Consider the following 12,613-nt stretch of genomic DNA (forward strand, 5'->3'; position numbering starts at 1 on the left):
AGATGGCAAAACTAACTAAGCGCATGCGCGTAATCCGCGAAAAAGTTGACGTAACTAAAGAATACGAAATCAACGAAGCTGTTGCTCTTCTTCAAGAACTAGCTACTGCTAAATTCGTTGAGTCTGTAGACGTTGCTGTTAACCTAGGCATCGATGCTCGTAAATCTGACCAGAACGTACGTGGTGCAACTGTACTACCTCACGGTACTGGTCGCGAAATCCGCGTTGCAGTGTTCACTCAAGGTGCAAACGCTGAAGCAGCTAAAGAAGCTGGCGCAGACATCGTTGGTATGGAAGATCTTGCTGAGCAAGTTAAGAAAGGCGAAATGAACTTCGACGTAGTTGTTGCTTCTCCAGATGCAATGCGCGTTGTAGGTCAACTAGGTACTATCCTAGGTCCTCGCGGTCTAATGCCAAACCCTAAAGTTGGTACTGTAACTCCTAACGTTGCTGAAGCGGTTAAGAACGCTAAAGCTGGTCAGGTTCGTTACCGTAACGACAAAAACGGCATCATCCACACTACTATCGGTAAAGCAAACTTCTCTGCTGAGCAGATCAAAGAAAACCTAGAAGCTCTTCTAGTTGCTCTGAAGAAAGCTAAGCCATCTTCAGCGAAAGGTACTTTCCTGAAGAAAGTAAGCATCTCTACTACTATGGGTGCTGGTGTTGCTGTTGATCAGGCTAGCCTGAACACTCAAGCATAATTTATTTGCTTAGGCGCAAAATTTGTGTATAATTTTGCGCCTAATATTTGTGGTTGGGGCTGAACATTGGTTCTTTGAACTGTCTCCTAGTTCGAAATGAATTAAGACCCAGTCTCCGTCCAAGACCGTAGGTGTTTGTTCTCAAAACAAACTTAATCATCCTACGTAGATGGTGCCCGAACTGACAGAAAGCTCTATGTAAATAGTTAACTTTCTTCTGGGAATGCACCTAAATAGCTCTCACTGTCGTGATGATAGTGAGTGGTGTAACGACAACCAGGAGTAAATCCAAGATGGCTTTAAACCTTCAAGACAAAAAAGCAATTGTTGCTCAAGTCAACGAAGCTGCCAGTGGTGCACTTTCTGCAGTTGTAGCTGATTCTCGTGGCGTTGAAGTTGGCGCGATGACTTCTCTACGTAAACAAGCTCGCGAAGCGGGTGTTTACATGAAAGTCGTGCGTAACACTCTAGCACGTCGTGCGGTTCAGGGTACAGACTACGAGTGTCTAACTGACACTTTCACTGGTCCTACTCTAATCGCGTTCTCTAACGAGCACCCAGGTGCTGCAGCGCGTCTTTTCAAAGACTTCGCTAAAGAGAACAAAGATTTCGAGATCAAAGCTGCTGCATTTGAAGGCGCTTTAACTGACGCTGAAGTACTAGCAACACTACCAACTTACGACGAAGCAATCGCACGCCTAATGATGTGCATGAAAGAAGCTTCTGCTGGCAAGCTGGTACGTACTATCGCTGCTATCCGCGATCAAAAAGAAGAAGCAGCGGCTTAAGCCTTGCTTTTTACTGGTTGCAAAATAAACTTATTGTTGACTTAAAAGAGAATTGTTATGTCTATTACTAACGAGCAAATCCTAGACGCAGTTGCAGAAATGTCTGTAATGCAAGTTGTTGAACTAATCGAAGCTATGGAAGAGAAATTCGGTGTATCTGCTGCTGCTGCAGTAGTTGCAGGTGGCGCAGCAGGCGGCGAAGCTGCAGCTGAGCAAACTGAATTTGACGTAATCCTAACTGCAGCTGGCGGCAACAAAGTTGCTGTTATCAAAGCAGTACGTGGCGCAACTGGCCTAGGTCTTAAAGAAGCTAAAGCTCTTGTAGACGGCGCTCCAGCACCTCTAAAAGAAGGCGTTGAGAAAGCTGAAGCTGAAGCTCTTAAAGCTCAGCTAGAAGAAGCAGGCGCTTCTGTTGAAGTTAAGTAATTATTACTTAATTTCATAGCCTAACGGCTAATGGCTGGTGGTTTTTTAACCACCGGCCTTTTTGCGCTGTAGGGCATGAGCGAATTTTCCCGCTGTTTAAGCGTCTCATGTCCATGCAAAAAACATTTCATTCCTACGCAATGAGATGTCACTACAGTAAACAGCTATTTAGTCACTGTCCCTTACCCCCCTTAAGTAACTAGGTGCGGGCGGACGGTTTGGGTCACTTATCAGCGAGCTGAGGAACCCCATGGTTTACTCTTATACCGAGAAAAAGCGCATCCGTAAGGACTTTGGTACTCGTCCACAAGTTTTGGACATTCCATACCTGCTATCGATCCAGCTCGATTCGTTCGACAAATTCATCGAACAGGATCCTGAAGGTCAATACGGTCTTGAAGCTGCTTTCCGTTCTGTATTCCCAATTCAGAGCTACAACGGCAATTCTGAGCTGCAATACGTTAGCTACCGTCTTGGTGAGCCAGTTTTTGACGTTAAAGAATGTCAAATCCGCGGTGTAACTTACTCAAAGCCACTACGCGTAAAACTACGTCTAGTAATCTTTGATAAAGACGCGCCAGCAGGTACTGTAAAAGACATTAAAGAACAAGAAGTCTACATGGGCGAAATTCCGCTTATGACAGACAATGGTACCTTCGTAATTAACGGTACCGAGAGGGTTATCGTATCCCAGCTGCACCGAAGCCCAGGCGTGTTCTTCGACAGCGATAAGGGTAAGACCCACTCTTCAGGTAAAGTTCTATACAACGCACGTGTTATTCCTTACCGTGGCTCATGGTTAGACTTTGAGTTCGACCCTAAGGATAACTTATACGTACGTATTGACCGCCGTCGTAAGCTACCAGCTTCGATCATCCTTCGTGCACTTGGTAAAACGTCAGAAGAAATCCTAGATATCTTCTTCGAAAAAGTGAACTTCGAAGTGAAAGACCAAACTCTACTAATGGAGTTGGTTCCTGATCGTCTACGTGGTGAAACTGCGTCATTCGACATCGAAGCGAACGGTAAAACTTACGTTGAGCAAGGTCGTCGCGTAACAGCTCGTCATATCCGCCAACTAGAAAAAGATGGCGTTGATCACATCGAAGTACCAGTTGAGTACATCGTTGGTAAAGTTGCATCGAAAGATTACATCAACGAAGCAACAGGCGAGATCATTGTTAACGCTAACCAGGAAATTAGCCTGGAAGCACTAGCGAACCTATCTCAGGCTGGCCACAAATCACTAGAAACGTTGTTCACTAACGATCTAGACCACGGTCCATTCATGTCAGAAACACTACGTATCGACAGCACTGTTGATCGTATTTCTGCATTGGTAGAAATCTACCGCATGATGCGCCCTGGCGAGCCACCAACAAAAGAAGCTGCAGAAGCACTATTCGAAAGCCTATTCTTCTCTGAAGAGCGTTACGATCTATCGACTGTTGGTCGTATGAAGTTCAACAGCTCTATCGGCCGTGAAGATGCTCAAGAGCAAGGCACACTTGACGAGCTAGATATCGTTGAAGTGATGAAGAAGCTTATCGCGATCCGTAACGGTAAAGGCGAAGTGGACGATATCGACCACCTTGGCAACCGTCGTATCCGTTCTGTAGGCGAAATGGCTGAGAACCAGTTCCGTGTAGGTCTAGTACGTGTTGAGCGTGCAGTTAAAGAGCGTCTAAGCCTAGGCGATCTTGACGCAATCATGCCTCAAGACCTGATCAACGCGAAACCAATCTCTGCAGCTGTTAAAGAATTCTTTGGCTCTTCACAGCTTTCACAGTTCATGGACCAAAACAACCCGCTATCAGAAGTAACGCACAAGCGTCGTATTTCTGCATTGGGTCCTGGCGGTCTAACTCGTGAACGTGCTGGCTTCGAAGTACGTGACGTACACGTAACTCACTACGGTCGTCTATGTCCTATCGAAACGCCGGAAGGTCCAAACATCGGTCTGATCAACTCTCTATCTGCGTTTGCGCGTTGTAACGAGTACGGTTTCCTAGAGACACCATACCGTCGCGTTGTAGATGGCGTTGTTACAGACGAAGTAGATTACCTATCTGCAATCGAAGAAGGCCAATTCGTTATCGCACAGGCTAACGCTGCGCTAACTGAAGAAGGCGGTTTTGCAGATGAGCTGATCACAGCTCGTCAAAAAGGTGAATCTGGTCTACACCCTCGTGAGCACGCTCAGTACATGGACGTTGCGACAAACCAGGTTGTATCTATCGCTGCATCGCTTATCCCGTTCCTAGAACACGATGATGCGAACCGTGCATTGATGGGTGCGAACATGCAACGTCAGGCAGTTCCAACACTGAAAGCTGACAAACCGCTTGTTGGTACTGGTATTGAACGTAACGTAGCAGTTGACTCAGGTGTAACTGCAGTTGCTAAACGTGGTGGTGTAATCCAGTCAGTAGATGCTTCTCGTATCGTTGTTAAAGTGAACGAAGAAGAGCTAGTACCAGGCGAAGCTGGTATCGACATCTACAACCTGACTAAATACACACGTTCTAACCAGAACACATGTATTAACCAGCGCCCATGTGTGATGCCAGGTGAACCTGTATCACGCGGTGACGTTCTTGCTGATGGTCCTTCAACAGACCTTGGTGAACTAGCGCTTGGTCAAAACATGCGTATCGCGTTCATGCCTTGGAACGGTTACAACTTCGAAGACTCGATCTTAGTATCTGAGCGCGTAGTTCAAGAAGACCGTTTCACGACTATCCACATCCAAGAACTTACTTGTGTGGCGCGTGATACTAAGCTTGGTTCTGAAGAGATCACAGCTGATATTCCAAACGTAGGTGAATCTGCTCTGTCTAAACTAGACGAGTCGGGTATCGTTTACATCGGTGCTGAAGTTAAGGGTGGCGACATCCTAGTTGGTAAAGTAACACCTAAAGGTGAAACTCAGCTAACGCCTGAAGAGAAGCTACTACGTGCAATCTTCGGTGAAAAAGCATCTGACGTTAAAGATACTTCACTACGTGTACCTAACTCTGTATCAGGTACGATTATCGACGTTCAAGTCTTCACTCGCGATGGCGTAGAGAAAGACAAGCGTGCGCTTGAAATCGAACAAATGCAGCTTAAAGAAGCGAAGAAAGACCTAACTGAAGAATTCCAGATTCTTGAGGGTGGCCTTCTAAACCGCGTTAAAGCTGTACTGATCGATGGTGGTTACTCTGAAGCGAAACTAGACACGACTGATCGTAAGAAGTGGCTAGAACTAACGCTAGAAGACGATGCACTACAATCACAGCTTGAGCAACTTGCTGAGCAGTGGGACGAGCTAAAAGCTGACTTCGATAAGAAATTCGAAACTAAGCGTCGCAAGATCACTCAAGGTGATGATCTAGCACCTGGCGTACTGAAGATCGTTAAGGTTTACCTAGCGGTTAAACGTCGCATCCAGCCTGGTGATAAGATGGCGGGTCGTCACGGTAACAAGGGTGTAATCTCTAAGATCAACCCTGTTGAAGACATGCCATACGATGAGAAAGGTCAGCCTGTAGACATCGTACTTAACCCACTGGGTGTACCTTCGCGTATGAACATCGGTCAGATCCTAGAAGTACACTTAGGTCTGGCAGCGAAAGGTATCGGTGACAAGATCAACCAGATGGTTAAAGAGCAGCAAGAACTAGCGAAATTCCGCGAGTTCCTACAAAAAGTTTACGATCTAGGCGAAACTCGCCAGAAAGTAGACATTGCTTCTCTATCTGATGACGAAGTTCGTACTCTGATCAAGAACCTACGTGGCGGTCTACCAATCGCGACTCCAGTATTTGACGGTGCACCAGAAGCGTCTATTAAAGCGCTACTGAAACTAGCAGACCTACCAGAATCTGGTCAGCTAAAACTGTTTGATGGTCGCACGGGTGACCAGTTTGAGCGTCCTGTAACTGTAGGTTACATGTACATGCTGAAACTGAACCACCTTGTTGATGACAAGATGCACGCTCGTTCAACTGGTTCGTACAGCCTAGTAACTCAGCAACCACTTGGTGGTAAAGCTCAGTTCGGTGGTCAGCGTTTCGGTGAGATGGAAGTATGGGCACTAGAAGCATACGGTGCTGCTTACACTCTACAAGAAATGCTAACGGTTAAGTCGGATGACGTTAACGGCCGTACTAAGATGTACAAAAACATCGTAGACGGTAACCACAGCATGGAACCTGGTATGCCAGAATCGTTCAACGTACTGTTGAAAGAGATTCGCTCGCTAGGTATCAACATCGAGCTAGAAGACGAAGAGTAATCTCTTTTCTCTTGACCAAGGTTGAGAGAATCAAAAAGCGATTATTTGGTAGAAGGTGCTCACTTTAGCGAGTGAGCTCCTTTTAACTCCTTACAGGAGCTGATTGTGAAAGACTTATTAAACTTTCTAAAAGCACAGCATAAGACCGAAGAATTTGATGCTATCAAAATCGGTCTATCTTCTCCGGACATGATCCGTTCATGGTCTTTCGGTGAAGTTAAAAAACCTGAAACGATCAACTATCGTACGTTCAAACCTGAGCGCGATGGTCTTTTCTGTGCGCGTATCTTTGGTCCAGTTAAAGACTACGAATGTCTTTGTGGTAAATACAAGCGCCTGAAGCACCGTGGTGTTATCTGTGAGAAGTGTGGTGTAGAAGTTACACAAACTAAAGTTCGTCGTGACCGTATGGGCCACATCGAGCTAGCATCACCAGTAGCTCACATCTGGTTCCTAAAATCGCTACCGTCTCGTATCGGTCTACTAATGGATATCCCACTACGTGATATCGAGCGTGTTCTTTACTTCGAAATGTACGTAGTAACTGAACCAGGTATGACTGATCTAGAAAAATCTCAGATGCTTACTGAAGAAGAGTATCTGGATCGTCTAGAAGAGTGGGGTGATGAGTTCACTGCTAAGATGGGTGCAGAAGCTATCAAGGACCTACTAGGTTCTATGGATATGCACGCTGAAGCTGAACAAATGCGCGAAGAGCTAGAAACAACTAACTCTGAAACTAAGCGTAAGAAAGTCACTAAGCGCCTGAAACTGGTAGAAGCGTTTATTCAATCTGGTAACAACCCAGAGTGGATGATCCTGACTGTACTTCCAGTTCTTCCGCCAGATCTACGTCCTCTAGTACCACTAGATGGCGGTCGTTTTGCGACTTCAGATCTGAACGACCTATACCGTCGTGTGATCAACCGTAACAACCGTTTGAAGCGTCTTCTAGAGCTAGCGGCTCCGGACATCATCGTACGTAACGAAAAACGTATGCTGCAAGAGTCTGTTGATGCGCTACTAGACAACGGTCGTCGTGGTCGTGCGATCACAGGTTCTAACAAGCGTCCTCTGAAATCTCTTGCTGATATGATCAAGGGTAAACAAGGTCGTTTCCGTCAGAACCTTCTAGGTAAACGTGTAGACTACTCTGGCCGTTCTGTAATCACAGTAGGTCCATACCTTCGTCTACACCAGTGTGGTCTTCCTAAGAAGATGGCACTTGAGCTATTCAAACCATTTATCTACAGCAAGCTAGAGACTCGTGGTCTTGCGACTACAATCAAAGCTGCTAAGAAAATGGTAGAGCGTGAAGAAGCGGTAGTTTGGGATATCCTAGACGAAGTAATCCGTGAACACCCAGTACTATTGAACCGTGCACCTACACTTCACCGTCTAGGTATCCAGGCGTTCGAACCAGTACTAATCGAAGGTAAAGCGATCCAGCTACACCCACTAGTGTGTGCGGCGTACAACGCGGACTTCGATGGTGACCAAATGGCGGTTCACGTACCTCTAACTCTAGAGGCACAGCTTGAAGCTCGTACTCTGATGATGTCGACAAACAACATTCTGTCGCCAGCGTCGGGTGATCCGATCATCGTACCTTCTCAGGACGTTGTATTGGGTCTGTACTACATGACTCGTGACAAGATCAACGTGAAAGGTGAAGGCATGTACCTTTCTGGCCCAGCAGAGGCTGAGAAAGCATACCGCACTAAGCAAGCTGAACTTCACGCACGCGTTAAAGTACGTATTACAGAAACAGTTGTAGACGAAGACGGCAACAGCACAACAGAGACTAAGATGGTTGATACAACTATCGGTCGTGCAATGCTATGGCAAATCGTGCCAGCTGGTCTACCGTACAGCATCGTTAACCAAAAGCTAGGTAAGAAGCAAATCTCTAACCTACTAAACGAGGCGTACCGTAAGCTAGGTCTGAAAGACACTGTAATCTTCGCTGACCAAATCATGTACACAGGTTTCGCATACGCGGCACTATCTGGTGTATCTGTTGGTATCGACGATATGGTTGTACCGCCAGCTAAGTACACTGAAATCGCAGAAGCGGAAGAAGAAGTACGTGAAATCCAGGAACAATACCAATCTGGTCTTGTTACTGCGGGCGAACGATACAACAAAGTTATCGATATCTGGGCATCGACCAACGATCGCGTAGCGAAAGCGATGATGGCAAACCTTTCATCTGAAACGGTAGTTAACCGTGACGGTGAAGAAGAGCAACAAGAATCGTTTAACAGCATCTACATGATGGCTGACTCGGGTGCTCGTGGTTCTGCAGCTCAGATTCGTCAGCTAGCTGGTATGCGTGGTCTGATGGCTCGTCCGGATGGTTCGATCATCGAAACGCCGATCACTGCGAACTTTAAAGAAGGTCTAAACGTACTTCAGTACTTTATCTCAACGCACGGTGCTCGTAAGGGTCTTGCGGATACGGCACTGAAAACAGCGAACTCGGGTTACCTAACTCGTCGTCTAGTAGACGTTGCTCAAGACGTTGTTGTAACTGAACATGACTGTGGCACTCACGAGGGTGTTGACATGATGCCTCACATCGAAGGTGGTGATGTTAAAGTTGCACTAACTGAGCTAGCGCTAGGTCGTGTAGTAGCTGAAGACGTTCTTAAGCCAGGTACAGAAGATGTTCTGATCCCACGTAACACTCTAATTGATGAGAAGTGGTGTCAGATCATGGAAGAGAACTCAGTAGACAGCATGAAAGTGCGCTCTGTAGTTACTTGTGATTCTGACTTCGGTTGTTGTGCACAGTGTTACGGTCGTGACCTAGCACGTGGTCACCTAGTGAACCAAGGTGAAGCAGTAGGTGTTATCGCTGCTCAGTCTATCGGTGAACCGGGTACACAGCTTACGATGCGTACGTTCCACATCGGTGGTGCAGCATCTACTGCAGCAGCAGAGAACAGCATCCAAGCGAAGACAACTGGTACAGTTAAACTGCACAACGCTAAGTTCGTAGTCAACAAAGATAAGAAGCTAGTAATCACGTCTCGTGCATCTGAGCTAACTATCATTGATGAATTCGGTCGTACTAAAGAGAAGCACAAACTTCCTTACGGTTCGATGCTAAGCAAAGGCGACAACGACGCAGTAACAGCTGGTGAAGTTGTTGCTAACTGGGAAGCGCACACCATGCCAATCATCACTGAAGTGGCAGGTCGCATCCAGTTCGTAGACATGATCGACGGTGTTACAGTTTCTCGTCAAACAGATGACCTAACAGGTCTATCTTCAAGCGAAGTAACTGACCCAGCAGCTCGCCCAGCAGCAGGTAAAGATATGCGTCCAGCTATCAAACTTGTTGATGAGCAAGGTAACGATGTAATGATCCCTGGTACAGAAATGCCAGCTCACTACTTCCTACCTGGTAAAGCGATTGTAAACATCGAAGATGGCGCTGAAGTTGGCATTGGTGACACACTATCTCGTATCCCTCAGAAATCTGGCGGTAACAAAGATATCACCGGTGGTCTACCACGCGTAGCTGACCTATTCGAAGCTCGTAAGCCTAAAGAGCCTGCGATCCTTGCTGAGCACACAGGTACTGTGAGCTTCGGTAAAGAAACGAAAGGTAAGCGTCGTCTAGTTATCACTCGCGACAGCGGTGATACTTACGAAGAGATGATTCCTAAGCATCGTCAGTTGAACGTATTTGAAGGTGAGCGTGTTGAACGTGGTGACGTGATCGCAGATGGTCCAGAGTCTCCACATGACATCCTACGTCTACGTGGCGTACACGCTGTAACTCAGTACATCGCTAACGAAGTACAAGAAGTTTACCGTCTACAAGGCGTTAAGATTAACGATAAGCACATCGAGACTATCGTTCGTCAAATGCTACGTAAGTGTACAATTACTCACGCTGGTGACTCTGAGTTCCTACCTGGTGAGCAAGTTGAATACTCACAAGTTAAGATTGCTAACCGTAACCTAGAAGCTGAAGGTAAAGAGCCTGCACGTTTCGAGCGTGAGCTACTAGGTATTACTAAGGCATCTCTAGCGACTGAGTCGTTCATCTCTGCGGCATCGTTCCAGGAGACAACTCGCGTACTAACAGAAGCTGCGGTTTCTGGTAAGCGTGATGACCTACGTGGTCTGAAAGAGAACGTAATTGTTGGTCGTCTGATCCCAGCTGGTACTGGTTTCGCATACCACCAAGATCGTCAAGCTAAACGTGCTGAAGCGCAAGAAGGTCCATCTGCTGAACAAGCAACAGATAACCTAGCTGCACTTCTAAACGCAGGCTTCTCTTCTGACGAGTAATCGTTAAGAGCTTAAAAGAAAAGGCACCCTCGGGTGCCTTTTTTGTTTCTTGGAGGCCAAATAGAACGCTTACGCTCCGAGAGTCGAGAGCGCTTCGCTTTAGGAGTCGAGGGGTGTTTGTTGGAGGGGATTTACAAGAAGCTTACTCTCGAAAGGTGTTGACAGGACTTGTTCCTAAAAAGACAAAATAGAGCCGAATCCCGAATCCCGAATCCCGAATCCCGAATCCCGAATCCCGAATCCCGAATCCCGAATCCCGAATCCCGAATCCCGAATCCCGAATCCCGAATCCCGAATCCCGAATCCCGAATCCCGAATCCCGAATCCCGAATCCCGAATCCCGAATCCCGAATCCCGAATCCCGAATCCCGAATCCCGAAAAACAAAAAGGGTTGACGAACATACGCCAACCCTCAAGAATTTTCTCGCTTCTCGCTTCTCGCTTCTCGCTTCTCGCTTCTCGCTTCTCGCTTCTCGCTTCTCGCTTCTCGCTTCTCGCTTCTCGCTTCTCGCTTCTCGCTTCTCGCTTCTCGCTATGCGCCAGGCGGCATCGCTAAACTGTCGGCAATCAACTGAATCAAGTGGTCTTCTACAGCGAAACGTGTCTCAATGATTTCCCCAATCAAAGACATATCTTCGTCAAAATCAGCCAGTTCATCTTCGGCTGAAACATCAGAGTATTTGTCGGTAAAGTTCAACAACGGCTCAGTAGTGAGGACGATCTTCGCGTAAGTCTGGTTTATTTCATCTGTCGCGACAAAGCCAGTGGCTTTCCACTTATCCATCACCATATCGTAGATTTTAAAGTGACCTTCAGAGATATAATCAACAAGGTGTTGGCAGAAGTGCTGAAGTTCGTCAGGGGAAGGGAGTTCAATGACATTGGATTTCGAACAAGGTTGCAGTGCTGCAAGCTTACAATATTCGACAATCAGAGATTGTCTCGTTTCCAGCCAATGGTCAATAACGTCACTGGAACCGCCCCATTGGTCTTGTGTTTGTTTGAATTTTTTTAGCATGACCATGCCCTCATGATCTGATCGCCCATTGGCGAACGTATCCTTTGCAAAGCAAAGTTAGTAAAGTGATTACAAACTCTTGTCCTTACTAGAATTTATAGTTGCAAATTTGGCGAACGACAAACTCTGGTATGAAATTAGATTGCCAGTAAAATGAATGAACTTCAAGCAAAGGGACGCTGTAATGTTAAGAAAAGGTGAAGTTAACCGTACGAAAAACGCCTATTGGTGTGTTGTCTCAGGAAGCGATGTTTGGCTGGTGGATGGTGCTATACCATTTGGCAATGCAGAGCAGTTCTCACTGCCAGAAGCGAGTGCAAGGCAGATAGGTGAATACCAAAATGCCCCAGTGATGTGGGTAAATCTGTCGGATTTAGACCACGATTTAGAGCTGGTGTCTCTGCGTGATTGTCTGCATTTCCCAGAGACACTCTTCTTGCTGATCAGCAAAGCGATTCAATATGGGCACATGACACAAAGCCTTCGCTTTTGCCCCCAGTGTGGTGGTCGAAACTTTCTCAATAACAACCAGCTAGCGATGCAGTGTGGTGAGTGCCGAACTTTGCACTATCCGCGTATTTTCCCGTGCATCATTGTCGCTGTGCGCAAAGATAACCAGATTTTGTTGGCACAGCACCCTCGTCATCGAAATGGCATGTACACCGTCATTGCGGGCTTTTTAGAAGTGGGAGAAACCCTAGAAGAATGTGTCGCTCGTGAAATACACGAAGAAACTGGCGTACACGTTAAAAATATTCGCTATTTTGGCAGCCAACCATGGGCCTTTCCATCCAGCATGATGATGGCATTTCTTGCTGATTACGAGTCTGGTGAATTGAATCCCGATTACACTGAGTTGTCTGATGCACAATGGTTTGGCATTGACGAGATGCCGCCGGTTGCACCAGAAGGGACAATTGCTCGAGCTCTTATCGAGCAAACGCGACAAGATGTCGAATCTAATTATCTGAAAAATAGATAAAAAAAACCCTCCGAGAGGGAGGGGGTAAGTAAGATGTCGTTATGAGATGCTGAGTACCGGGTACTCAGTTTATAATTGTAGTTTTCGCTAGCGAACAAATTTTTAAC

At 46.5% G+C, this 12,613-nt stretch carries 7 protein-coding genes; 6 read left to right on the forward strand and 1 reads right to left on the reverse strand.

Annotated elements, in window-relative coordinates; genetic code table 11:
* The first annotated feature begins 2 nt into the window (after window positions 1–2).
* The 5 genes from rplA (at window position 3) to rpoC (ending at window position 10,505) form a co-directional block, all read left to right on the forward strand.
* The gene (gene rplA, locus ACLIIY_RS16430; RefSeq protein ID WP_005384683.1) at window positions 3–704 is read left to right on the forward strand and encodes a 50S ribosomal protein L1; all 702 of its coding nucleotides are present in this window, start codon (window positions 3–5) and stop codon (window positions 702–704) included.
* A 293-nt stretch (window positions 705–997) separates the two neighbouring features.
* Window positions 998–1,492 carry a 50S ribosomal protein L10 gene (gene rplJ, locus ACLIIY_RS16435; protein ID WP_005451126.1) on the forward strand — a complete coding sequence of 165 codons (495 nt, stop codon included), beginning with the start codon at window positions 998–1,000 and terminating at the stop codon, window positions 1,490–1,492.
* Between the two features lie 57 nt (window positions 1,493–1,549).
* Window positions 1,550–1,918: a 50S ribosomal protein L7/L12 gene (rplL, locus tag ACLIIY_RS16440; protein ID WP_009705465.1), complete on the forward strand. Its 369-nt coding sequence runs from the start codon at window positions 1,550–1,552 to the stop codon at window positions 1,916–1,918.
* Window positions 1,919–2,168: 250 nt separating this feature from the next.
* Window positions 2,169–6,197 carry a DNA-directed RNA polymerase subunit beta gene (rpoB, locus tag ACLIIY_RS16445; RefSeq protein ID WP_009705466.1) on the forward strand — a complete coding sequence of 1,343 codons (4,029 nt, stop codon included), beginning with the start codon at window positions 2,169–2,171 and terminating at the stop codon, window positions 6,195–6,197.
* Window positions 6,198–6,302: 105 nt separating this feature from the next.
* Window positions 6,303–10,505 (forward strand): DNA-directed RNA polymerase subunit beta', encoded by a 4,203-nt coding sequence (rpoC, locus tag ACLIIY_RS16450; RefSeq protein WP_005533794.1) that lies wholly within the window; start codon window positions 6,303–6,305, stop codon window positions 10,503–10,505.
* Window positions 10,506–11,038: 533 nt separating this feature from the next.
* Here rpoC and ACLIIY_RS16455 read toward each other — a convergent pair.
* On the reverse strand, window positions 11,039–11,530 hold the full coding sequence (locus tag ACLIIY_RS16455) for an Rsd/AlgQ family anti-sigma factor (RefSeq protein ID WP_005434886.1): 492 nt from the start codon (window positions 11,528–11,530) through the stop codon (window positions 11,039–11,041).
* A 178-nt stretch (window positions 11,531–11,708) separates the two neighbouring features.
* Here ACLIIY_RS16455 and nudC point away from each other — a divergent pair, with 178 nt between their 5' ends.
* Complete coding sequence (gene nudC, locus ACLIIY_RS16460; RefSeq protein WP_434527914.1) at window positions 11,709–12,506, forward strand: NAD(+) diphosphatase; 798 nt, start codon at window positions 11,709–11,711, stop codon at window positions 12,504–12,506.
* The last annotated feature ends 107 nt before the right edge of the window (window positions 12,507–12,613 follow it).

Origin of the sequence: Vibrio sp. K4 (genome assembly GCF_051122595.1) — a bacterium.
GTDB lineage: Bacteria > Pseudomonadota > Gammaproteobacteria > Enterobacterales > Vibrionaceae > Vibrio > Vibrio owensii.